Origin of the sequence: Pseudomonas sp. B707 (assembly GCF_022496685.1) — a bacterium.
Classification (GTDB): domain Bacteria; phylum Pseudomonadota; class Gammaproteobacteria; order Pseudomonadales; family Pseudomonadaceae; genus Aquipseudomonas; species Aquipseudomonas paraglycinae.
The window spans coordinates 42,147-64,435 of record NZ_WTVE01000025.1; the positions used below are offsets into that span (position 1 = coordinate 42,147).

Annotated in this window: 19 protein-coding genes; 12 read left to right on the forward strand and 7 right to left on the reverse strand. The window is 61.7% G+C overall.

Going from position 1 to position 22,289, the window contains the following annotated elements; genetic code table 11:
* Position 1 precedes the first annotated feature (1 nt).
* Both GQX66_RS12765 and GQX66_RS12770 read left to right on the forward strand, forming a co-directional pair.
* Positions 2 to 1,495, forward strand: a complete 1,494-nt coding sequence (locus GQX66_RS12765; RefSeq protein WP_102685870.1) for an aldehyde dehydrogenase — start codon at positions 2 to 4, stop codon at positions 1,493 to 1,495.
* 184 nt (positions 1,496 to 1,679) lie between these two features.
* Positions 1,680 to 2,825, forward strand: a complete 1,146-nt coding sequence (locus tag GQX66_RS12770) for an MFS transporter (RefSeq protein ID WP_007954456.1) — start codon at positions 1,680 to 1,682, stop codon at positions 2,823 to 2,825.
* Positions 2,826 to 2,846: 21 nt separating this feature from the next.
* Here GQX66_RS12770 and GQX66_RS12775 read toward each other — a convergent pair whose 3' ends face one another.
* Positions 2,847 to 4,415: a phospholipase D family protein gene (locus GQX66_RS12775; protein WP_240869541.1), complete on the reverse strand. Its 1,569-nt coding sequence runs from the start codon at positions 4,413 to 4,415 to the stop codon at positions 2,847 to 2,849.
* A 60-nt stretch (positions 4,416 to 4,475) separates the two neighbouring features.
* On the reverse strand, positions 4,476 to 5,897 hold the full coding sequence (locus tag GQX66_RS12780; RefSeq protein WP_240869544.1) for a PLP-dependent aminotransferase family protein: 1,422 nt from the start codon (positions 5,895 to 5,897) through the stop codon (positions 4,476 to 4,478).
* 179 nt (positions 5,898 to 6,076) lie between these two features.
* On the opposite strand from GQX66_RS12780, the gene GQX66_RS12785 reads away from it, so the two are divergent.
* Complete coding sequence (locus GQX66_RS12785; RefSeq protein WP_102685867.1) at positions 6,077 to 6,322, forward strand: DUF1127 domain-containing protein; 246 nt, start codon at positions 6,077 to 6,079, stop codon at positions 6,320 to 6,322.
* A gap of 34 nt (positions 6,323 to 6,356) precedes the next feature.
* On the opposite strand, the gene GQX66_RS12790 is transcribed toward GQX66_RS12785, so the two are convergent.
* Positions 6,357 to 7,667, reverse strand: coding sequence for an FAD-binding oxidoreductase (locus GQX66_RS12790; RefSeq protein WP_102717314.1), 1,311 nt, complete (start codon positions 7,665 to 7,667; stop codon positions 6,357 to 6,359).
* A 145-nt stretch (positions 7,668 to 7,812) separates the two neighbouring features.
* On the opposite strand from GQX66_RS12790, the gene GQX66_RS12795 reads away from it, so the two are divergent.
* Positions 7,813 to 8,166, forward strand: a complete 354-nt coding sequence (locus tag GQX66_RS12795) for a YkgJ family cysteine cluster protein (protein WP_129973031.1) — start codon at positions 7,813 to 7,815, stop codon at positions 8,164 to 8,166.
* Positions 8,167 to 8,280: 114 nt separating this feature from the next.
* Here GQX66_RS12795 and GQX66_RS12800 read toward each other — a convergent pair whose 3' ends face one another.
* The gene (locus GQX66_RS12800) at positions 8,281 to 8,769 is read right to left on the reverse strand and encodes an Lrp/AsnC ligand binding domain-containing protein (protein ID WP_003177284.1); all 489 of its coding nucleotides are present in this window, start codon (positions 8,767 to 8,769) and stop codon (positions 8,281 to 8,283) included.
* 154 nt (positions 8,770 to 8,923) lie between these two features.
* Here GQX66_RS12800 and dadA point away from each other — a divergent pair, with 154 nt between their 5' ends.
* From dadA to GQX66_RS12830, 6 genes are all read left to right on the forward strand, one after another.
* Positions 8,924 to 10,228 (forward strand): D-amino acid dehydrogenase, encoded by a 1,305-nt coding sequence (gene dadA, locus GQX66_RS12805; RefSeq protein WP_007954487.1) that lies wholly within the window; start codon positions 8,924 to 8,926, stop codon positions 10,226 to 10,228.
* A complete protein-coding gene (locus tag GQX66_RS12810; RefSeq protein WP_039765240.1) occupies positions 10,200 to 10,553 on the forward strand; it encodes a RidA family protein in 354 nt (117 codons plus the stop codon). The genes dadA and GQX66_RS12810 overlap by 29 nt, the downstream gene beginning before the upstream one ends.
* 95 nt (positions 10,554 to 10,648) lie before the next feature.
* Positions 10,649 to 11,722, forward strand: a complete 1,074-nt coding sequence (alr, locus tag GQX66_RS12815; protein WP_085746795.1) for an alanine racemase — start codon at positions 10,649 to 10,651, stop codon at positions 11,720 to 11,722.
* A gap of 88 nt (positions 11,723 to 11,810) precedes the next feature.
* Positions 11,811 to 12,359 carry a cupin domain-containing protein gene (locus GQX66_RS12820; RefSeq protein ID WP_003229444.1) on the forward strand — a complete coding sequence of 183 codons (549 nt, stop codon included), beginning with the start codon at positions 11,811 to 11,813 and terminating at the stop codon, positions 12,357 to 12,359.
* A 182-nt stretch (positions 12,360 to 12,541) separates the two neighbouring features.
* Positions 12,542 to 12,958 carry a c-type cytochrome gene (locus GQX66_RS12825; RefSeq protein ID WP_085746794.1) on the forward strand — a complete coding sequence of 139 codons (417 nt, stop codon included), beginning with the start codon at positions 12,542 to 12,544 and terminating at the stop codon, positions 12,956 to 12,958.
* A gap of 136 nt (positions 12,959 to 13,094) precedes the next feature.
* Entirely contained in the window at positions 13,095 to 15,017 is a 1,923-nt protein-coding gene (locus GQX66_RS12830) for an acetyl-CoA hydrolase/transferase C-terminal domain-containing protein (protein ID WP_085746793.1), read from the forward strand.
* 69 nt (positions 15,018 to 15,086) lie between these two features.
* On the opposite strand, the gene GQX66_RS12835 is transcribed toward GQX66_RS12830, so the two are convergent.
* Positions 15,087 to 15,659: a xanthine phosphoribosyltransferase gene (locus tag GQX66_RS12835; RefSeq protein WP_003229440.1), complete on the reverse strand. Its 573-nt coding sequence runs from the start codon at positions 15,657 to 15,659 to the stop codon at positions 15,087 to 15,089.
* A 57-nt stretch (positions 15,660 to 15,716) separates the two neighbouring features.
* Positions 15,717 to 17,726 (reverse strand): DNA helicase Rep, encoded by a 2,010-nt coding sequence (gene rep, locus GQX66_RS12840; protein ID WP_007954499.1) that lies wholly within the window; start codon positions 17,724 to 17,726, stop codon positions 15,717 to 15,719.
* 264 nt (positions 17,727 to 17,990) lie between these two features.
* Between rep and GQX66_RS12845 the strand changes: the two genes are divergently transcribed.
* On the forward strand, positions 17,991 to 19,661 hold the full coding sequence (locus tag GQX66_RS12845) for a bifunctional diguanylate cyclase/phosphodiesterase (RefSeq protein WP_085746792.1): 1,671 nt from the start codon (positions 17,991 to 17,993) through the stop codon (positions 19,659 to 19,661).
* A 42-nt stretch (positions 19,662 to 19,703) separates the two neighbouring features.
* Here the strand turns inward: GQX66_RS12845 and GQX66_RS12850 are convergent, their stop codons facing one another.
* Positions 19,704 to 21,098, reverse strand: a complete 1,395-nt coding sequence (locus GQX66_RS12850) for a NorM family multidrug efflux MATE transporter (protein WP_240869547.1) — start codon at positions 21,096 to 21,098, stop codon at positions 19,704 to 19,706.
* 157 nt (positions 21,099 to 21,255) lie between these two features.
* Between GQX66_RS12850 and GQX66_RS12855 the strand changes: the two genes are divergently transcribed.
* On the forward strand, positions 21,256 to 22,176 hold the full coding sequence (locus tag GQX66_RS12855; RefSeq protein WP_085746790.1) for a LysR substrate-binding domain-containing protein: 921 nt from the start codon (positions 21,256 to 21,258) through the stop codon (positions 22,174 to 22,176).
* The last annotated feature ends 113 nt before the right edge of the window (positions 22,177 to 22,289 follow it).

Consider the following 22,289-nt stretch of genomic DNA (forward strand, 5'->3'; position numbering starts at 1 on the left):
AATGACCACCCTGACTCGTGCCGACTGGGAACAACGCGCCCGCGACCTGAAGATCGAAGGCCGCGCCTACCTTAATGGCGAGTACACCGATGCCGTCTCCGGCGAGACCTTCGAGTGCATCAGTCCGGTCGATGGCCGTCTGCTGGGCAAGATTGCCAGCTGTGACGCCGCCGACGCTCAGCGCGCCGTGGAAAACGCCCGCGCCACGTTCAATTCCGGCGTCTGGTCGCGCCTGGCGCCGACCAAACGCAAAGCCACCATGATCCGTTTCGCCGGCCTGCTCAAGCAGCACGCCGAAGAACTGGCCCTGCTCGAAACCCTCGACATGGGCAAGCCGATCAGCGATTCGCTGTACATCGACGTGCCGGGCGCTGCGCAAGCCCTGAGCTGGAGCGGTGAGGCGATCGACAAGATCTACGACGAAGTCGCCGCTACGCCGCACGATCAACTGGGTCTGGTGACCCGTGAGCCAGTGGGCGTAGTTGGCGCTATCGTGCCGTGGAACTTCCCGCTGATGATGGCCTGCTGGAAACTCGGCCCGGCCCTGTCGACCGGCAACTCGGTGATCCTCAAGCCGTCGGAAAAATCCCCGCTGACCGCCATCCGCATTGCCGAACTGGCCGTTGAAGCCGGCATTCCGAAAGGCGTGCTGAACGTACTGCCAGGTTACGGCCACACCGTCGGCAAGGCGCTGGCGCTGCACAATGATGTCGACACCCTGGTGTTCACCGGTTCGACCAAGATCGCCAAGCAACTGATGATCTATTCCGGCGAATCGAACATGAAGCGCGTCTGGCTGGAAGCCGGCGGCAAGAGCCCGAACATCGTGTTTGCCGATGCTCCGGATCTGCGAGCCGCCGCCGAATCCGCCGCCAGCGCCATCGCCTTCAACCAGGGCGAAGTCTGCACCGCCGGTTCGCGTCTGCTGGTCGAGCGTTCGATCAAGGACAAGTTCCTGCCGATGGTGATCGAGGCGCTGAAAACCTGGAAGCCTGGCAACCCGCTGGATCCGGCCACCAACGTTGGCGCGCTGGTCGATACCCAACAGATGAACACCGTGCTTTCCTACATCGAGTCGGGACACACCGACGGCGCCAAACTGGTGGCCGGCGGCAAGCGCATTCTTCAGGAAACCGGTGGCACCTACGTCGAGCCGACGATTTTCGACGGCGTGAGCAACGCGATGAAGATTGCCCAGGAAGAGATCTTCGGCCCGGTGCTGTCGGTCATTGCGTTCGATACCGCTGAAGAAGCGATCAACATCGCCAACGACACGCCTTACGGCTTGGCGGCAGCGGTCTGGACTCAGGACATTTCCAAGGCGCACCTGACCGCCAAGGCCCTGCGTGCCGGCAGTGTGTGGGTCAACCAGTACGACGGCGGCGACATGACCGCACCGTTCGGCGGCTTCAAGCAGTCGGGCAACGGTCGCGACAAGTCGCTGCACGCCTTCGACAAATACACCGAGCTGAAGGCGACCTGGATCAAGCTGTAAATCGCTGAGGGAGCCTGCCGAGGTGGGCTCCCGAACGATACAAAGATCCCTGTGGGAGCGAGCTTGCTCGCGAAAGCGGTGTATCAGTCAGCACATTTGCTGAATGTGAAACCGTTATCGCGAGCAAGCTCGCTCCCACAGTGTTTTGTGGTGCACATAAAAATTATCCACAGGAGCGTGGACCATGCGTTGGGCGACGTATTTCGCCGTGTTGGCGTCTGTCTTGAGTGTTGGCCTGGCCCTCGGTGTCAGCATGCCGCTGGTGTCGTTGCGCCTGGAAGGTTGGGGCTACGGCTCGTTCGCCATTGGCGTGATGGCGGCGATGCCGGCCATTGGCGTGTTGCTGGGGGCGAAGATTTCCAGTCATCTGGCGGCGCGTTTCGGCACGGCGAACCTGATGCGCCTGTGCCTGTGGGCCGGGGCACTGTCCATCGGTCTGCTGGCGCTGCTGCCGAGCTACCCGATCTGGCTGGTGCTGCGGCTGATGATCGGGGTGATCCTGACCATCGTGTTCATCCTCGGCGAGAGCTGGATCAATCAACTGGTGGTCGAGCACTGGCGCGGTCGATTGGTGGCGCTGTATGGCAGCAGTTATGCGTTGAGCCAACTGTCTGGTCCGTTGCTGTTGGGCGCACTGGGCACCGATCACGATTACGGTTTCTGGGTGGGTGTCGGTCTGCTGATCGCTTCGCCGTTTCTGCTGCTGGGTCGCAGCGGCGCGCCAAGCAGCGAGGCCAGCAGCGTGACCTTCGGCGATTTGTGGGGCTTTGCGCGCGAACTGCCGGCCATCGCCTGGGCGGTGTCGCTGTTCGCCGCGTTCGAAGCGATGATCCTGACGTTGTTGCCGGTGTATTGCCTGCAACAGGGCTTCACCGCCGAAATTGCGCTGGCGATGGTCAGCACCGTGGTGGTGGGCGATGCGCTGCTGCAATTGCCCATCGGTGCGCTGGCCGACTACCTGTCGCGGCGGACTTTGTTCACCGGCTGCGCTGTGGTGTTGATGCTGTCGAGTCTGGCGATCCCGATGTTGCTGGACACCTTGCTGATCTGGCCGCTGTGGGTGCTGTTCGGCGCCAGTGCCGGTGGCTTGTTTACGCTTTCGCTGATTTTGATCGGCGAGCGCTACCGCGACGATGCGCTGGTGCGGGCAAATGCGCATGTTGCTCAGCTGTGGGGTGTCGGTTGTCTGATCGGGCCGTTGATGGCGGGGGCTGGCAGTCAGTGGATCAGCGGGCACGCATTGCCGTGGCTGATGGCGGCCGGGGCGTTCGGGCTGGTGATTCTGCTGTCGCGGCAAGGGGCGTTCGGCAAGGTGCCGGAACCCGCCTGATATGCCGGCTGGAGCGGGCTGTTACAGCATCCGCTCCAGTCCCACGGTGGTGCTGAACCACGCATTGAAGCGCCGCCACCAACTCCCCGGCTCCTTGGTCAGCGTGTGCATCTGACCGTTGTCCTCGGTGACCCACACCACTTTTCCGTCCTGCAGTTTCGCTTCGTAGCTGAGCGCTGGCGCCATGCCTTGCAAGGCCAGTTCGCGTACGTGGGCTGCCAGTTCGGGACTGTCCACCAACACCCCGACTTCGGTGTTCCACAGCACCGAGCGCGGGTCGAAATTGAACGAGCCGATGAACGATTTTTTCCCGTCGAAGATCATCGCCTTGCTGTGCAGGCTCGAATCCGAGCCACGATAGGACTTGCTGTAAAACAGGTGCGGGCCGCTGCCATAGTTATCCCCAGGCTGGCGCCGCAGCTCAAACAGCTTCACGCCATGTTCCAGCAGCGCCTTGCGGTACGGCGCATAACCACCGTGCACCGCCGGCACGTCAGTGGCTTCCAGCGAGTTGGTCAGCAAGCTCACCGACACGCCGGCATCAGCGCGACCGGTCAAGTAGACCAGTCCCGGCTGTCCCGGCACGAAGTAGGCAGAAATCATCACCAGTTCTTTGCTGACACCCGTGAGCTCCGGTGCCAGTTGGGTCGTCAGCAGCAATTGCGGTTCGGGTTCGCCCTTGGCCAGTACCTTGCTCGGCGCATCCCACAGCGCCTGGTTCCAGGCCCAGATCAGCTCTTTGCGCCAGATATCCATGCGCGGGTCGGTGCGGTAGGTCATCAACTGCTGATACAGCGCGTGATTCTGTTTGCGGGTTTCTTCGAGGGATTCTTCCAGGCGTGTGCGGGTGTTCTGCAGGTCTTTGGCCGAGGGTTTGCTGGAGAGGAATTCGTCGATCGGCTTGCTCAGGGCACTGTTCCAGTACTGGTCGAAACTGTGCCCGAGCTGTTCGGCGACCGGCCCGACACTCAGCATGTCGATATCGGTGAAATTCAGGTTGGGCTCGGCGTCGAAATATTCGTCGCCCAGATTGCGCCCGCCAACGATGGCCGCGCTATTGTCCGCCAGCCACAACTTGTTGTGCATCCGCCGGTGTTGCAGCGACAGGTTGAACAGCCGCCCGGCCGCCCGGGTTACGCCGGTGCTGCGCCCCAGGTGCAGCGGATTGAACAGGCGAATCTGGATCTGCGGATGTGCCGCCAGTGTGGCAATGATCAGGTCGAGGCCGTCGCTGGTGGTGTCGTCCAGCAGGATCCGCACCCGCACGCCACGATCGGCGGCCTTCAACACTTCCTCCACCAGCATTCGCGTACTGATGCCGTCATGGACGATGTAGTACTGCAAGTCGAGGCTGCGTTGTGCGTTGCGGATCAGCTCGGCGCGAGCGGTGAAGGCTTCGGTGCTGTTGGACAGCAGGCGAAAGCCGGACTGGCCCTTGTAGGGCGCCGCCTGGGCCTGGATCGAACGGCCGAACGCGGAGTCGGCCGCCGGCAACGCCTGGCTCGGTTCGCGCGGTACGTCGATAGACGCACAACCGCCAAGGAACGTGGAGAGTACCAGCAGAGCGAGTAGGGGCTGTCTGAAGCTCACGTGGGATCGTTCCGGTTGGCGGCAGGGTTGGGCATATGGACGCTGTTTGCTCGTGAAAAGTCAGTCGGCTTTGGCCAGCAGTCTGATCGCTGCCGCACCGACCTTGCGCACTGCCTCTTCGATCAAAGCTGTCGGTTTGGCAGCGTAGTTCATGCGCAGGCAATTGCGGTACTTGCCCGAGGCGGAAAAGATGCTGCCGACGGCAATCTGTACGCCCTGATCGTGCAGCGCACGATTCAGTTTCAGCGTATCGAAACCTTCCGGCAGTTCGACCCAGAGCATGAAGCTGCCTTGCGGACGGCTCGCGCGGGTACCGGCCGGGAAGTAACGCGTCACCCAGTCGATCATCACGTCGCGATTGCGCTGGTATTGCGTGCGCATCCGCCGCAAATGCGGTTCGAAGTGCCCGGCTTTTAAGAATTCGGCGATAGCAATCTGCGGCTGGGGCGCAGTGGAGCCAGTGCTGATGTATTTCATGTGCAGCACGCGTTCGAGGTAGCGACCGGGCGCGACCCAGCCGATGCGCAATCCCGGCGCGAGCGTCTTGGAAAATGAACTGCAGAGTAAGACTCGGCCATCTTCGTCGAAGGATTTGATCGTGCGCGGACGCGGGTAGGTGTAGGCCAGTTCGCCATACACGTCGTCCTCGATGATCGCCACGTCGAAGCGCTGGGCCAGGTTGAGCAGGGCACGTTTGCGCGACTCCGGCATGATGTAGCCGAGCGGGTTGTTGCAGTTGGGCGTGAGCTGGATGACCTTGATCGGCCATTGCTCCAGCGCCAGTTCCAGCGCTTCGAGGCTGATGCCGGTGAGCGGGTCGGTGGGGATTTCCAGGGCTTTCATGCCCAGCCCTTTGAGGGTCTGCATGGCGCCGTGGAAGCTCGGCGAATCCACCGCGACGATGTCACCGGGCTCGCAGATTGCGTGGATGCTGGTAGACAGCGCTTCATGGCAACCGGTGGTGACCACCAGATCGCTGGCGCTCAACTGGCAGCCGGAATCGAGCATCAGTCGGGCAATCTGTTCGCGCAGTTCGAGGGTGCCGTGGATGTTGTCGTAATACAGACCGGGCATGTCCTGACGGCGGCTGATACGGGCCAGCCCGCGCAGCAGCGGCTTCATCGTCGGCGACGAGATGTCCGGCATGCCGCGACCGAGTTGCACCACGTCCTTGCGCGGCACGGCGCGAATCAGTTCCAGCACCTGATCCCACTGGGAAATTTCCACCGGCCGTTGCGCGGGGCGCCCGACTGCCGGCAGTTCGGGCAACTCACGCCCGACCGGCACGAAGTACCCGGATTTGGGTTTCGGCGTGGCCAGGCCGCTGTCTTCCAGCATCCGATAGGCCTGCTGCACCGTGCTCAGGCTGACTCCGTGTTCTACGCTCAAGGCGCGCACCGAGGGCAGGCGATCACCAGGACGGTAGAAGCCTTGTTCGATGCGGGTGCCGAGCAATTCGGCGAGATTCACATAGAGCGTCATGGCACTGCCTCGATGCAGATGATTCGTTAAACCAGTACAGATGCGGCGTAAATCGACAATTCAGTCTCAGAGACAGCAAATCTGTATGGAAATAATACAGATGTGTTGAATCTGTAATGCTTTTGCTCGCCCGCGCATCATGGAATCTCTGGCTACCCAAGTAAACAGGAGCAATGAAAATGAACGGTTTGAGCGATGTGCGGCTGACGTTACACAGTCAGGAACTGGAGGCAGGGCAACAGGACAAAGCGCGCAACGAGAGCATGTGCAACGCACCGTCCGGCCTGAGTCGCTGGGACCTGTTCTGGCATCGTCTGCACACGCGCAAGGCGTTGCTGCGCCTGACGCCGGAACAGCTCAAGGACATCGGGCTGACCCGCGAGCAGGCGCTGGAGGAAGGGTTGAAGCCGTTCTGGCGGATTTAGAGGGATCGTTCCCACGCTCTGCGTGGGAACGATCTCAGACCAACTCTTTAAGCCGGTGCCACAGCATCCCCAACGCCAGCAGCGGCGAGCGCAGATGCTTGCCGCCGGGGAAGGTGATGTGTGGCACTTTGGCGAACAGGTCGAAGCCACCGCTGTGCTGGCCGCTGATAGCCTCGGCCAGCAGCTTGCCCGCCAGGTGCGTGGCATTCACGCCGTGACCAGAATAAGCCTGGGCGTAATACACATTCGGCTGATTCGCGAGCCGGCCAATCTGCGGCAGACGGTTGGCACCGATGCCGATCATCCCGCCCCACTGATAATCGATCTTCGCCGAGGCGAGCTGCGGGAACACCTCCAGCATCTTGGGCCGCATGTAGGCGCCGATGTCCTTTGGATCACGCCCCGAGTAATGGCAGGCGCCGCCGAACAACAGACGACGATCCGCCGAGAGCCGGTAGTAATCAAGCGCTACACGCTGGTCGCAGACCGCCATGTTCTGCGGCAGCAGGGCGTGGGCCTGTTCTTCGCTCAGGGGTTCAGTGGCGATGATGTAGCTGCCGGCTGGCAGCACCTTGCCGCTGAGTTGCGGATTCAGATTGTTGAGGTACGCGTTACAGCCCAGCACGAGCGTCTTCGCCCGTACCGAGCCTTGCGCCGTGTGCACCCTTACTTCGGGGCCATAGTCGATGCGGGTGACCGCCGATTGTTCGAACAGTTTGACGCCCAGTTGTTGCGCCGCTGCGGCTTCTCCGAGTGCCAGGTTCAGCGGGTGCAGATGCCCGGAACCCATGTCGATCAAACCGCCGACGTAGCGGTTGGAGCCGACTACGGTGTGCATCTCGTTCGCTTGCAGAAGGCGGGTTTCGTAGCGGTAACCGAGGCTGCGCAGCTCTTCGGCGTCTTCGGCAAAGCCTTCCAGATCGGAAGGTTTGTTGGCGAGGTCGCAGTAACCCCAGGTCAGGTCGCAGGGAATCTGAAATTTTTCGACGCGCTGGCGGACGATTTCCACCGCTTCCAGGCCCATGAGTTTCATCTGACGCACGCCGTCGGCGCCGATCACGTTGGCGAACTGATCGAGGCCGTGACCGACCCCGCGAATCAGCTGCCCGCCGTTGCGACCGCTGGCGCCCCAGCCGATCCGGTGCGCCTCCAGAAGCACCACGCTCAAACCCCGTTCAGCCAGTTCCAAAGCGGTGCTCAGCCCGGAGAAACCGCCGCCGACCACGCACACGTCCGCAATCAGTTCACCTTGCAGCACCGGATGGTCGGGTTGCGGCAGGCTGCTGGCGGCGTAATAAGAGGCAACGTGGGGTTGGCTCGCGGTGGCTTGGGCGCGGGCATTCATGGGCGTCATCCTGAGCGGGTGTCGAGAAAATTTGACGGAGCATAAGCCGCAGGCCCGAGGCCGGGCAACATTGGTCGGCCCGTGGTGTCTGGATCACGGCTTTTGCGGCACAATTGCCGCCTATTTCGCTCCGGTTACCGCTGCAATGAGCTGCAAAAGTCAGAAAATCCGCACCCTGCGTCAGCAGATTCCCACGTTCGAATGCGTGCCGGGCTGCCATGACTGTTGCGGGCCGGTGACCACCTCGCCCGAGGAAATGTCCCGCCTGCCGCGCAAGACCCGCGCCGAGCAGGACGCAGCGATGGAAGAGCTCAACTGTGTGCACTTGGGACCGAATGGCTGCACGGTGTATGACGAACGGCCGCTGATCTGCCGGTTGTTCGGCACCACCCAGACCTTGCCGTGCCCCAACGGCCGGCGACCGGTGGAACTGATTCATCCACGGGTCGAGAAGCAGGTGTTCGAGTACATGGCCGAAAACCGGCAGGTGCTGGTCTGACTCTGATCGTTCCCACGCTCTGCGTGGGAATGCAGCCCGGGACGCTCCGCGTCCCTTCCAAAGCCGAACGCGGAGCGTGGGAACGATCCAGTGGGCAGGTACTGGTCTGAGCGATCAGTCCGGAATCGGCAGGCTCAGGCTCTCTTTCACTTCTTCCATCACGATGTAGCTCTTGGATTCACGCACGTGCGGCAGCTTGAGCAGGATGTCGCCCAGCAGCTTGCGGTACGAGGCCATCTCGGAAATCCGCGCCTTCACCAGATAGTCGAAATCCCCTGACACCAGATGGCATTCCAGCACGTGGGGCAATTTCAGCACCGCACGTCGGAACTCTTCGAAAGTATCGCCGGATTTGTAGTCGAGGCTGATCTCGACGAACACCAGGAGACTACCCTTCAAGTGCTGCGGATTCAGGCGGGCGTTGTAGCCCATGATGATCCCCTCGCGCTCCAGGCGCCGCACCCGCTCCGTGCAAGGCGTGGTGGAGAGCCCGACCTTCTCGCCCAGCTCGGTGAATGAAATCCGCCCGTCCGCCTGCAGGATCCGCAAGATGTTGCGGTCGATCTTGTCCAGCTCACGTTTGGTCTGAGTGTTGGTACGCATAGGGGATGCGCCTCCGTGAAAAGGGTTTTTGCCGAGAATTGTCGCCAAATATAGGCGCTTATACAGTGAAAAGCACTGGCAAATCTTTTTTACACTGCGCGCATCATTGCTCTAACAACAGACGTACGCGGCACGCCGCGATGAGGGATACAAAATGCGCGTTATGGTCTTGGGTAGCGGCGTCATCGGTACCGCCAGTGCTTACTATCTGGCCCGTGCCGGGTTTGAAGTGGTGGTGGTCGACCGGCAGCCCGCCGCGGCCATGGAGACCAGTTTCGCCAACGCCGGCCAGGTCTCGCCGGGCTACGCCTCGCCGTGGGCCGCGCCGGGCGTACCCCTCAAAGCCATCAAGTGGCTGCTGCAACGCCACGCACCGCTGGCGATCAAGGCCACCGCCGACATCGACCAGTACCTGTGGATGGCGCAGATGCTGCGCAACTGCACTGCCAACCGTTACGCGGTGAACAAGGAGCGCATGGTGCGTCTGTCCGAGTACAGCCGCGACTGCCTCGACGAATTGCGCGCCGAAACCGGCATCGCCTACGAAGGCCGCAGCCTCGGTACGACCCAGTTGTTCCGCACCCAGGCGCAACTGGATAACGCCGCCAAGGACATCGCTGTATTGAAAGAGTCAGGCGTACCGTTCGAAGTACTCGATCGTGCCGGCATTGCCCGCGTCGAACCGGCTCTGGCCGGTGTCACCGACATCCTCGCCGGTGCCCTGCGCCTGCCGAACGACCAGACCGGCGACTGCCAGATCTTCACCACCCGCCTCGCCGAAATGGCCACCAAGCTCGGTGTGGAGTTCCGCTTCGGCCAGGACATCCAGCGGCTCGACTTCGCCGGTGACCGCATCAACGGCGTTTGGATCGACGGCAAGCTGGAAACCGCTGACCGCTACGTGCTGGCCCTCGGCAGCTACTCGCCGCAACTGCTCAAGCCGCTGGGCATCAAGGCCCCGGTGTATCCGTTGAAGGGCTACTCGCTGACCGTGCCGATCACCAACCCGGCGATGGCCCCGACTTCGACCATTCTCGACGAGACTTACAAAGTCGCGATCACCCGTTTCGATAACCGCATCCGCGTCGGCGGCATGGCGGAGATCGCCGGTTTTGACCTGTCGCTGAACCCGCGTCGGCGCGAAACCCTGGAGATGATCGTCAACGACCTTTATCCTCAGGGCGGCAATCTGGCCGAAGCGAGTTTCTGGACCGGCCTGCGTCCAACCACCCCGGATGGCACGCCGATCGTCGGCGCAACCCCGTTCAAGAACCTGTTCCTGAACACCGGTCACGGCACCCTCGGCTGGACCATGGCGTGCGGCTCCGGTCGCTTGCTGGCTGATTTGATGGCGAAGAAAAAGCCACAGATCAGCGCCGAAGGCCTCGATATTTCCCGTTATGGCAACACCACCCAGGAGTCCGCAAAGCATGGCAATCCAGCGCCAGCTCACCAATGAGCGCATGAGTCAGATCGTCAGCCACAACGGTACGGTGTATCTGTCCGGGCAGGTCGGCGATGACTTCAACGCCGGTGTCGAACAGCAGACCCGCGACGTCCTCGCCAACATCGAGCGACTGCTCGATCTGGCCGGCACCGACAAACAGCACCTGCTGTCGGCGACGATCTACCTGAACGACATCGAGGCGCACTTTGCCGGCATGAATTCGGTGTGGGATCAGTGGCTGCCCAAAGGCGCCGCCCCGGCCCGTGCCACGGTTGAAGCGAAGATGGCCAAGCCGAGCATCCTGGTCGAGATCTCCATCGTCGCCGCGCTGCCGTAACCCGTTGTAAAGATCCCTCTCCCGGTGCTGTTGGCGGTTCACGCCGTCAGCCAGCGCCGGTTTTTATTCCCATGACCGCCAAGAAGTCTGCTGCCATGCGTCCTGCCCGTGCCCTGATTGACCTTCAAGCCCTGCGTCACAATTACCGTATCGCCCGTGAAGTCACCGGTGCCAAGGCACTGGCGGTGATCAAGGCCGATGCCTACGGCCATGGCGCAGTGCGTTGCGCCCAGGCGCTGGAGGCTGAAGCGGACGGCTTCGCGGTGGCGTGCATCGAAGAAGCCCTGGAACTGCGTGCCGCCGGGATTCGCGCGCCGGTGCTGTTGCTCGAAGGCTTTTTCGAGGCCGATGAGCTGGCGCTGATCGTCGAGCACGATTTCTGGTGCGTGGTGCATTCGCTGTGGCAGCTCGAAGCGATCGAGCAGGCGGCGTTGGGCAAACCGATCACCGTGTGGCTGAAGCTCGATTCGGGCATGCACCGTGTGGGCCTGCATCCCAAGGACTACCCGGCGGCTTATCAGCGTCTGCTGGCCAGCGGCAACGTAGCGAAAGTCGTGCTGATGAGCCACTTCGCCCGGGCCGATGAGCTGCACGAGCAGAGCAGCGCCGAGCAGGTTGCCGTGTTCGAAGCCGCGCGTCAGGGCCTGGCCGCTGAAGTCAGCCTGCGCAATTCGCCGGCGGTGCTGGGCTGGCCTCAGATTCACAGCGACTGGGTGCGTCCGGGCATCATGCTCTACGGCGCCACTCCGTTCGAAGAAGCCAACGCCGTGGCCGAGCGCCTGCAACCGGTGATGACCCTGGAATCGAAAGTCATCAGCGTGCGCGAGCTGCCGGCCGGCGAACCGGTGGGTTACGGTGCGAAATTCATCACCGACAAACCGATGCGCATCGGCGTGGTCGCCATGGGTTACGCCGACGGTTATCCGCGTCAGGCGCCGACCGGCACTCCGGTACTGGTGGCCGGTCAGCGCAGCCGCATTCTTGGCCGGGTGTCGATGGACATGCTGTGCATCGACCTGACTGACGTGCCGCAAGCCGGCCTCGGATCGACTGTCGAGTTGTGGGGCAAGAACATCCTCGCCAGCGACGTGGCGAAGTGGGCGGACACCATTCCGTACCAGATCTTCTGCAACCTGCGCCGGGTGCCAAGGCTCTATTCCGAGGGTTGAAGCGCTAGCGGGGCCCAAGTGTTGTAAATACTGAACGCTGTCGCCATGATAACGCTCAATATTTCTACAACATCAGGAGGCTCCAGCCTTGGACGTCGGTGAACGACTGCAATCGATCCGCAAGCTCAAAGGGCTTTCCCAGCGTGAACTCGCCAAGCGCGCGGGCGTCACCAACAGCACCATTTCGATGATCGAAAAGAACAGCGTCAGCCCTTCGATCAGTTCGCTGAGGAAAGTTCTTGGCGGGATTCCCATGTCCATGGTCGAGTTCTTTTCCGAAGAGATCCTGCAGGAAAAACCGACCCAGATCGTCTACAAGGCCAACGAGCTGATCGACATTTCCGACGGCGCCGTGACCATGAAACTGGTCGGCCGCGCGCACCCGAGCCGGGCCATCGCGTTCCTCAATGAAATCTACCCGCCGGGCGCGGATACCGGCGAGGAAATGCTCACCCACGAAGGCGAGGAAACCGGAATTCTGGTGGAAGGGCGCCTGGAGCTGGTGGTGGGTCTTGAAACTTTTATCCTCGAAGCCGGCGACAGCTACTACTTTGAAAGTACCAAGCCGCATCGTTTCCGTAATCCGTTCGATGCACCGGCGCGACTAATCAGCGCAGCCACGCCGGCGAATTTTTAAACAAAGAGGCGCCAGGCCATACCGGCGAAGGCACCCGAAACGTTTTTCCACAGCGCGATATAACCCCTTCGACTTTGGGGTTGTTTCAGTGAAGCGGGCTAACCGCTATACTTGCGCCCGCCTGCGAACCGTGGCCGCAGGCGTGAATAGCCACCATTGAGGGTGAACGCGTGAACCTAATTATGAAAATGCTGGCTGCACCAGCAACCGTACTGGCCCTCTGGGCTGTCAGCGCTCAAGCTGCGACGAATGACGACATTGCCAAACGCCTCGAGCCGGTCGGCCAGGTGTGTGTTCAAGGGCAAGAGTGCAAGGGGATGGAAGTCGCTGCTTCGGCAGGCGGCGGTGGCGGCGCCAAGACGCCGGACGAAGTGATTGCCAAACATTGCAACGCTTGCCACGGCTCCGGCCTGTTGGGCGCGCCGAAAATCGGTGACACCGCAGCCTGGAAAGAGCGCGCCGATCACCAGGGCGGCCTCGACGGCATCCTGGCCAAGGCCATCACCGGCATCAACGCCATGCCGCCGAAAGGCACCTGCGCCGATTGCTCGGACGACGAGCTGAAGGGCGCCATCCAGAAGATGTCCGGCCTGAAATAAGCCGCGCTTCTGACGAAAAAAACCGTCTCCGGACGGTTTTTTTGTGCCCGCGATTCAGGCCTGAGGCTGTTCTTTGCAGCAAACAACCGGCAATCTCGGTCGTACCTCTATTCACGGAACGGGCAGGAGGCTTCAGATGGTGCAGTTGTGTTCGATCGAACAGGCAGTGGACGACGTGCTGGCGCGGTTGCCGGCGCACATCCACATGGGCCTGCCGCTGGGGCTGGGCAAACCCAATCCCTTCGTCAACGCGCTGTACCGGCGGGTTGCCGGATTGCCCGAACGTCAGCTGACGATCTACACCGCCTTGTGCCTCGGCCGTCCGGCCTTGGGCGATGGTTTGCAGAAGCGCTTCATCGAACCCTTCGTCGAGCGGGTGTTCGGCGATTACCCGGAACTGGAATTCCTCGCCGACCTGCACCGCGACAGCCTGCCGTCCAACATCCGCATCGAGCAATTCTTCATGCAGCCCGGCAGCCTGCTTAACAGCGCGCCGGCCCAGCAGGATTACGTCAGCAGCAACTACAGCCACGCCGCCCGCGACATCAACGCCGCCGGCCTGAACCTGGTGGCGCAGTTGCTCGCCAGCAGCAGCGAACACCCGGATCGTCTGAGCCTCAGTTGCAATCCGGACATCACCCTCGACCTGTTCCCGATGATCGCCAAACGCCGGGCAGCGGGGGAAACGATCCTGCTGGTCGGCCAGGTGCACACCGAGTTGCCGTACATGCCGGGTGACGCCGAAGTCGACATCGATACCTTCGACCTGCTGATCGACGAGAAAGACAGCAGCACGCTGTTTTCCACGCCGAACATGCCCGTCGGGTTTCAGGATCACTTCATCGGGTTGCACGCCAGTACGTTGATACGCGATGGCGGTACCTTGCAGATCGGCATCGGCTCTATGGGCGATGCGCTGACCGCTGCATTGCTGGCCCGCCAGGCCGACAACGCCGGATACCAGGACTTGCTGGCCGATGTGAACCTCAGCCAGTGGGCGCAGTTGATCGAACGCGAGGGCGGCATCGAACCCTTCGCCAAAGGCCTGTACGGTTGCAGCGAAATGTTCGTCAACGGCCTGCTGGTGCTGGCCGAAGCCGGGATCATCCGGCGCAAGGTCTACCCGGATGTACAGACTCAGCAGCAAGCCAACGCCGGGACCCTCGACGAAGCGGCGCAAACCGACGGCCTGTCGATCCACGGCGGTTTCTTCCTCGGGCCGCGCAGTTTCTATGAACGCTTGCGTGAGTTGCCGCTGAGCAAACGGCTTGAATTCAACATGACCCGCATCAGCTACATCAACGAGCTGTACGGTCAGGAAGAACTCAAACGTCTGCAGCGTCTGGATGCGCGGTTCATCAACACCGTGTTCACCATGACCCTGCTGGGTGCCGGGGTGGCGGATCAACTGGAAGACGGGCGGGTACTCAGCGGCGTCGGCGGGCAATACAACTTCGTTGCCCAGGGGCATGCGTTGCACGATGCGCGCTCCATCCTGCTGCTGCGCAGCTGGCGCGAATCCGGTGGCGATGTCAGCTCGAACATTGTCTGGGAATACGGCCATTGCACGATTCCACGGCACCTGCGCGATATCGTGGTCACCGAGTACGGCATCGCCGATCTGCGCGGCAAGTCGGATGCGGTGGTGATCGAGGCGTTGCTCAATATCAGCGATTCACGCTTCCAGCAGGGCCTGATCGAGCAGGCGCAGAAGGTCGGCAAGCTGCCGAAGGATTTCCGTCTCGATCCTCGTTTTGCCGACAACACCCCGCAACGCTTGCAGGCGATTGCCGCGCGGCATCCGAACCTGTTTCCGGAGTATCCGCTGGGCTGTGATTTCACTGAGGTCGAGAAGGATCTGTTGCGGGCGCTGAACTGGCTCAAGAGCAAATTCAAGCTGACCGAGATTCTGGAGCTGGGCAAGGCGGCGCTGGATGCGCCTGAGGCTTCGCTGTATCCGGAGCATCTGGCGCGCATGCAGCTCACTGATCCGGAAGGTCTGAAGGAAGACCTGTTTCAGCGGTTGTTGCTTACTGGCCTCAAAGCTACTGCGCAATAATGTTCACCGTAAAACCAACTGTGGGAGCGGGCTTGCCCGCTCCCACAGGGATAATGCGATGAAGCCGGGTTACTCGATGAAAGTCACCACGCCATCCTTCAGCGACTTCACGCGAGCCAGCGACTCGACGCGGTAACCCTGCGAATCCAGTTCCGCACGGCCGCCCTGGAACGACTTCTCGATCACGATGCCCAGGCCCGCGACGGTGGCGCCGGCCTGCTTGATGATCGAGATCAGCGCCTGGGACGCCTTACCGTTGGCCAGGAAGTCGTCGATGATCAGCACGCGGTCGCTGCTGGTCAGGTGACGCGGGGAGATGGCCACGGTGCTTTCGGTCTTCTTGGTGAACGAGTAAACGGTCGCCGACAGCAGGTTTTCAGTCAGGGTCAGGGACTGTTGCTTGCGGGCGAAGATCACCGGCACGCCGAGGTTCAGACCGGTCATGATCGCCGGGGCGATGCCCGAGGCTTCGATGGTGACGATCTTGGTGATGCCCGAATCCTTGAACAGCGTGGCGAATTCGTCGCCGATCAGCTTCATCAGGGCCGGGTCGATCTGGTGGTTCAGGAAGGCGTCGACCTTCAGGACCTGGTCGGAAAGCACAATGCCTTGTTCGCGGATTTTCTGGTGCAATGCTTCCATGAAGCTGTCCTCATTTGACGCTTTGTGCGTCGAAGGTCTAGTAAAAAGTGGTCAATTCTAGCGCTTTAACATCGCGCGTATATCAGCCAGTGCGCTATTGCCCCGCACGGCTTTGACTTCGGTCGGTGTGTCGTCGTTGCCTTCCCAGGCCAGGTCGTCCGGCGGCAGTTCATCGAGGAAGCGGCTTGGCGCGCAGTCGATGATCTCGCCGTACTGTTTGCGCTTGGCGGCGAAGGTAAACGCGAGAGTCTGGCGCGCGCGGGTGATGCCCACGTAGGCCAGGCGGCGTTCTTCTTCGATGGTGTCGGCTTCGATGCTGGAACGGTGCGGGAGGATTTCCTCTTCCATGCCCATGATGAACACGTAGGGGAATTCCAGGCCCTTGGACGCATGCAGGGTCATCATCTGCACGCCTTCGGCGCCGTCCTCTTCTTCCTGCTGACGTTCCAGCATGTCACGCAGGACGAGTTTGCCGATGGCGTCCTCGACGGTCATTTCGCCGTCTTCGTCTTTTTCCAGGGTGTTCTTCAAGGCTTCGATCAGGAACCAGACGTTGCTCATCCGGTAGTCCGCAGCCTTGTCGCTGGAACTGTTGGTGCGCAGCCAGTTCTCGTAGTCGATGTCCATGACCATGCTGCGCAGGGCGGAGATCGGGTCTTCGCCGGCGCATTGCTCGCGTACCTTGTCCATGAAGCGCTTGAAGCGCGACAGGCGATCGGTGAAGCGGCTGTCCAGATGCTCGCCCAGGCCGAGTTCGTCGGTGGCGGCGTACATCGAGATCTTGCGTTCGGTGGCGTAGTTGCCGAGTTTTTCCAGGGTCGTCGAGCCGATTTCACGGCGCGGCACGTTGATCACCCGCAGGAAGGCGTTGTCGTCGTCCGGGTTCACGATCAGGCGGAAGTAGGCCATCAGGTCTTTCACTTCCTGACGCCCGAAGAAGCTGTTGCCGCCGCTCAAACGGTATGGCACTTGATGGTGCTGCAGTTTCAGCTCGATCAGCTTGGCCTGGTAGTTGCCGCGATAGAGGATCGCGAAATCGCTGTACGGGCGGTCGGTGCGCAAGTGCAGGCTGAGGATTTCCATGGCCACGCGCTCGGCTTCGGCGTCCTCGTTGCGGCAGCGGATCACGCGGATCTCGTCGCCGTGGCCCATTTCACTCCACAACTGCTTTTCGAATTCGTGCGGGTTGTTCGAGATCAGCACGTTGGCGCAGCGCAGGATGCGGCTGGTGGAGCGGTAGTTCTGTTCCAGCATCACCACTTTCAGGGACGGATAGTCGTCCTTGAGCAGCATCAGGTTTTCCGGCCGCGCGCCGCGCCAGGCGTAGATCGACTGGTCGTCGTCGCCCACCACGGTGAACTGGTTACGCTTGCCGATGAGCATTTTCACCAGCAAATACTGGCTGGCGTTGGTGTCCTGGTATTCGTCGACCAGCAGGTAACGCACCTTGTTCTGCCACTTTTCGAGGATGTCGGCGTGCTCTTCGAAGAGTTTCACCGGCAGCAGGATCAAGTCGTCGAAGTCCACCGCGTTGAACGCCTTGAGCGTGCGCTGATAGTGGGTGTAGACGATGGCGGCGGTCTGTTCCTTGGGGTTACGGGCGTTTTCCAGGGCCTGGGCCGGCAGGATCAGGTCGTTTTTCCAGGCGCCGATCATGTTCTTGATCTCGTCGACGCCGTCGTCGCCTGCATATTCCTTCTGCATGATGTCGGTCATCAGCGACTTGACGTCGGTTTCGTCGAAGATCGAGAAACCGGGTTTGTAGCCCAGCCGTTCATGTTCCTTGCGGATGATGTTCAGGCCCAGGTTGTGGAAGGTGCAGACCGTCAGGCCGCGACCTTCGCCTGCACGCAGCAGGGTGCCGACCCGTTCCTTCATCTCACGCGCGGCCTTGTTGGTGAAGGTCATGGCGACGATGTACTGGGCACGGATGCCGCAGTTCTGGATCAGGTGCGCGATCTTGCGCGTGATCACACTGGTCTTGCCGGAGCCAGCACCGGCGAGCACCAATAGAGGGCCGCCGACGTAGTTCACGGCTTCTTGCTGCCGGGGATTGAGTCGGGACATACGAAAATTCGGGAGTCGTTGACGAAATGGGCCGGCATTTTAACAGGCTCAGCGATTTGTGCTGCTCTCTCCGACTTGTGACGCAGCACGCGATTCAAATTTGCCGGTTTTGTTACTTTCACGCAGGATGCGCGGTGATTTTGCGGCTAATGTTCTCATTCGTGACACAAAATAACGTTTTGATAACCGTTGTCGTTTGGTCATTGGTAGCCGCAACGGCATAATGCCCGCCGCCCACATCATTGCAGAGTCTAGGGAGTCAGCTTGACTACGCCTGTCGAACCCTTGCGTTTGCTGCTACTGGCCGAAGAGCCAGCGTGGACAGCGTTATTGCGCGAGTGTCTGGCTCCGTTGGGAAGTGCGGCGGTGCTGATCAGCGCGCCGAGCTGGGAGTCGGTCAGCAGTCTGTTCGAAGACAACCGCCACGCGGTGTTGTTGACCGTTCCCGCGTTGCAGCCGGCGCCCGGCCGTTGCAGCCTGCCGACGGTATTGCTTCTGGAACACGAGCCGGCGACCGCGCCCGACGGCGTCAGCGACTGGCTGGTATTCGATGCCCTCGATGCCGGCATGCTACGGCGTTGCCTGCGGCATGTGCGCGAACGCGGCGTGCTGGAAAACACCCTGCAACGCCTGGCCGAGCAGGATCCGCTGACCGGCATCGCCAACCGTCAGGGTTTCCAGACTCTTCTGACGGCGCGCCTCGCCGAAAATGACGGCCGCGGCCTGGCCCTCGGGCATCTTGATCTCGACAACTTCCGCCACGCCAACGACGCCCTCGGCCACCAGGCCGGCGACCGCCTGATCCTGCAAGTCGTCGCACGCCTGAAAAGCCAGCTGGAAGTCGGCGATCAACTGGCGCGCCTCGGCAGCGATGAATTCGCCTTGCTGATCGATACCCGCCGCGCCCCGCAACGGGCCGAATGGATGGCCGAACGCATCACCGAGGCCCTGGCTGAACCTTACTGGGTCGACGGCGAAAGCCTTTTGATCGGCTCCAGCCTGGGCATCGCCCATGCCCGCGCCCAGGGCGGTGCCGATCCGCTGATGTGGCACGCGCACATCGCCATGCAGCAGGCCAAGAGCACTCAGGGCTGCACCTTTCACATTTTCAACGAACGAATCAACCGCAACGCGCGGAGCATGGCCGACCTCGAAAGCGAACTGCGCCGGGCCTTGCGTCGTGACGAGCTGGAGCTGCATTACCAGCCGCGCCTGAACCTGCAGGACGGCCAGATCGTCGGCCTCGAAGCGCTGGTGCGCTGGCGCCACAGCGAACGCGGCCTGCTACCACCGAGCGAATTCGTGCCGCTGGCCGAGCAGAGCGGTCTGATCGTGCCGCTGGGTTACTGGGTGATTTCCCGGGCCCTGCGCGATATGCAGGCGTTGCGCGAACGCGGATTGCCGGCGCTGCATATGGCGATCAACCTGTCGTTCCGCCAGTTTCAGGACAGCCAGTTGCTGCCGACGCTCAGCCGTCTGATCGCCGAGCGCGGAGTCGAAGCGCAGTGGCTGGAATTCGAACTCACCGAAACCGCTGTGATGCGCCGCAGCGATCTGGTCAAGCAGACCATGGACGCGCTCGGTCGCCTCGGCGTGCGTTTCTCGCTGGATGATTTCGGCACCGGGTTCTCGTCGTTCGTGCATCTCAACAGCCTGCCGATCACCTTGCTGAAGATCGACAAGAGTTTCGTCGGCGGCATGGAGCAGCGCGAAGAGAACCGCAAACTGGTGCACGCGATGATCAACCTTGCGCACAACCTGCACCTGGAAGTGGTTGCCGAAGGGGTGGAAACCCGCGAGCAACTGGATCTGTTGCGCGGGTTCGGTTGCGATCAGGTGCAGGGTTACCTGATCAGCAAGCCATTGCCGTTGACGGAACTGGTTGATTACCTGGTGGCTGATGCCAGTCAGCCGCCGCTGGGCATTGTGGTTTAGCCTCAAGTCCCTGTGGGAGCGAGCTTGCTTCCACAGGGAAACTCATTCCGGCTGAGCGATCTTGAAGCCTTGAGGTTGCGGCTCAAGCCGAATCATTCGCTTCATCTTCCATTCGAATGCCAGCGTCAGGCTCACCGCCGCACAGGCCAGCCCAAGCGCCAGACCCCACCAGACGCCGGTCGGCCCCCAGTGCAGATGGAACGCCATCAGCCACGCCGCCGGCGCACCGATCAGCCAGTAGCAACCGAGCCCGACCAGAAATGTGGTCTTGGCATCCTTGAGCCCGCGGATGCAGCCCATGGCAATCGTCTGCGTGCCGTCGAACAGCTCGAACCACGCTGCCACGGCGAGCAGGCTCACCGCCAGACGAATCACCTCGGCAAACGCCGGGTCGTTATGGTCGAGGAACAAGCCGACCAACTGATTCGGCAGCAACCAGAACACTATCGCAAACCCCAGCATCACCACTGCACCGAAGACGATGCCGACCCGCCCGGACATCCGCGCATCGCTCAATTGCCCGGCGCCGTAATGCTGGCCGACGCGCATGGTGATCGCATACGACATCCCCGCCGGAACCATGAACGCCACCGAGACGATTTGCAGAGCGATCTGGTGCGCCGCCAGTTGCGTGCTGCCCATGGTGCCCATGCACAGCGCCGCGAAGGCGAACAGCCCGACTTCCACCGCGTAGGTCCCGCCGATCGGCAGACCCAGGCGCCAGAGCTCTTTGAGGTACTGCCGGTTCGGCCGCGACAGGCCTTCACGCAGAGGGTAAGCGTCGTAGGCCGGATGCCGGCGAATGTGCCAGGCCAGTGCGAGTGCCATGCAGTTGGCGACAATCGCCGTGACCAGGCCGATACCGGTCAGCCCGAGCTGCGGCAGGCCGAACATGCCGGTGATCAGCGCGTAATTGAGCAGGAAGTTGGCCACCGTGCCGGCGAGGCTGATGACCATCACCGGCGTTGCCCGGCCGATGGCGCTGGTGAAACCGCGTAAGGCCATGAAACTCAGGTAGCCGGGCAGGGCGAACGGCAGGGCGATCAGAAATTGCCCGGCGGCGTTGACGTTGGTCTCGGTCTGGCCGAACAGCAACAGCACCGGTTTCAGATTCCACAACAGCAGCCCGGCACCGAGTGCCATCAGCCACGCCAGCCATAGCCCGGCCTGGGTCAGGCGGGCGGCGCCGATGATGTCGCCGGCGCCCTGACGAATCGCCACCAGAGTGCCGACCGCCGCGATCACGCCGATGCAGAAGATCGACACGAACGAATAGCTCGCCGCGCCCAGACCGCCACCGGCCAGCGCTTCGGGACTGAGGCGCGCCATCATCAGGGTGTCGGTCAGCACCATCAGCATGTGCGCCAACTGCGAGGCGATCAACGGCCCCGCCAGCCGCAGGATGGCCCAGAGTTCGGTACGCACAGGACGCTGCATGTTTTCACATCCTTATAAAAGAGGGAGCAAGAAACCGTCGATTCTCAGGGTTTGGCGCGGGTTGCACAAAGGGATAAAAAGGATGGGTAGCATGATTAAAACTCATCCTGTCGCGATTCTGCTAAGTTGGCGCAATCCCCCCATTGGAGCGTTGTGCATGTCCCGTCGTCTTCCACCCTTGTATGCCCTGCGCGCATTCGAAGCGGCGGCCCGCCACAGTTCGTTCACCCGGGCAGCCGAAGAGTTGTCGATCACTCAAAGTGCGGTGAGCCGGCACATCCGCACGCTCGAAGAGCACTTCGCCTGCCGCTTGTTCCACCGCAGCGGGCGCAATCTGCAACTGACCGAGTCGGCACGCCTGCTGCTGCCGGGCATCCGTGATGGCTTTGCCGCGCTGGAACGTGCCTGCAATACCTTGCGCGCCGAAGATGACATCCTGCGCATGAAAGCCCCGTCGACCCTGACCATGCGCTGGTTGCTGGCGCGGCTCAGTCGCTTTCGTCATCTGCAGCCAGGTAACGAGGTGCAACTGACCAGCGCGTGGATGGACGTGGATTCGGTGGACTTCAATAACGAGCCCTTCGATTGCGCGGTGTTGTTGAGTGACGGGCATTTCCCGCCGGACTGGGAAGCCAGCCTGCTGTTTCCGGAGGAGCTGATTCCGGTCGGCGCGCCGAATCTGCTCAACGATCAGCCGTGGGACGTGGCGCGGCTGGCCAGCGCCGAATTGCTGCACCCGACGCCGGACCGCCGCGACTGGCGCAGTTGGCTGGAGCACATGGGGCTGTCGGATCAGGTGTCGCTCAAGGGCGGACAGGTGTTCGATACTCTGGAACTGGGGATGATTGCGGCGGCTCGGGGCTATGGGGTTTCCATGGGCGATCTGCTGATGGTGGCCGAGGATGTCGCGCAAGGACGCTTGAGTCTGCCGTGGCCGACGGCGGTCGCCAGCGGCCTGAATTATTACCTGGTGTGGCCAAAGACTCGTCCGGGAGGTGAACGTTTGCGCCGTCTGAGCGACTTCCTGCAAGGCGAAGTCCGCGCCATGGCGCTGCCGGCGGTCACGCGCTTGAGCTGAAACGTTCGAGCCTGCACAATGCCGGCCTTTCGCCATAACCCTGCTGTTCGCTCAAGTATTCGGTTTTACCGCCGAATACGTGCATGTGGAACCGTCGTGCCGGTGGCCACGAT

Excerpts from the sequence above, each read along its gene's own strand:
- GQX66_RS12765 (WP_102685870.1), top strand. The coding sequence starts at position 2 with ATGACCACCCTGACTCGTGCCGACTGGGAACAACGCGCCCGCGACCTG.
- GQX66_RS12770 (WP_007954456.1), top strand. The coding sequence starts at position 1,680 with ATGCGTTGGGCGACGTATTTCGCCGTGTTGGCGTCTGTCTTGAGTGTT.
- GQX66_RS12780 (WP_240869544.1), bottom strand. The coding sequence starts at position 5,897 with ATGACGCTCTATGTGAATCTCGCCGAATTGCTCGGCACCCGCATCGAA.
- GQX66_RS12785 (WP_102685867.1), top strand. The coding sequence starts at position 6,077 with ATGAACGGTTTGAGCGATGTGCGGCTGACGTTACACAGTCAGGAACTG.
- GQX66_RS12790 (WP_102717314.1), bottom strand. The coding sequence starts at position 7,667 with ATGAATGCCCGCGCCCAAGCCACCGCGAGCCAACCCCACGTTGCCTCT.
- GQX66_RS12795 (WP_129973031.1), top strand. The coding sequence starts at position 7,813 with ATGAGCTGCAAAAGTCAGAAAATCCGCACCCTGCGTCAGCAGATTCCC.
- GQX66_RS12800 (WP_003177284.1), bottom strand. The coding sequence starts at position 8,769 with ATGCGTACCAACACTCAGACCAAACGTGAGCTGGACAAGATCGACCGC.
- dadA (WP_007954487.1), top strand. The coding sequence starts at position 8,924 with ATGCGCGTTATGGTCTTGGGTAGCGGCGTCATCGGTACCGCCAGTGCT.
- GQX66_RS12810 (WP_039765240.1), top strand. The coding sequence starts at position 10,200 with ATGGCAATCCAGCGCCAGCTCACCAATGAGCGCATGAGTCAGATCGTC.
- alr (WP_085746795.1), top strand. The coding sequence starts at position 10,649 with ATGCGTCCTGCCCGTGCCCTGATTGACCTTCAAGCCCTGCGTCACAAT.
- GQX66_RS12825 (WP_085746794.1), top strand. The coding sequence starts at position 12,542 with ATGAAAATGCTGGCTGCACCAGCAACCGTACTGGCCCTCTGGGCTGTC.
- GQX66_RS12830 (WP_085746793.1), top strand. The coding sequence starts at position 13,095 with ATGGTGCAGTTGTGTTCGATCGAACAGGCAGTGGACGACGTGCTGGCG.
- GQX66_RS12835 (WP_003229440.1), bottom strand. The coding sequence starts at position 15,659 with ATGGAAGCATTGCACCAGAAAATCCGCGAACAAGGCATTGTGCTTTCC.
- rep (WP_007954499.1), bottom strand. The coding sequence starts at position 17,726 with ATGTCCCGACTCAATCCCCGGCAGCAAGAAGCCGTGAACTACGTCGGC.
- GQX66_RS12850 (WP_240869547.1), bottom strand. The coding sequence starts at position 21,098 with ATGCAGCGTCCTGTGCGTACCGAACTCTGGGCCATCCTGCGGCTGGCG.
- GQX66_RS12855 (WP_085746790.1), top strand. The coding sequence starts at position 21,256 with ATGTCCCGTCGTCTTCCACCCTTGTATGCCCTGCGCGCATTCGAAGCG.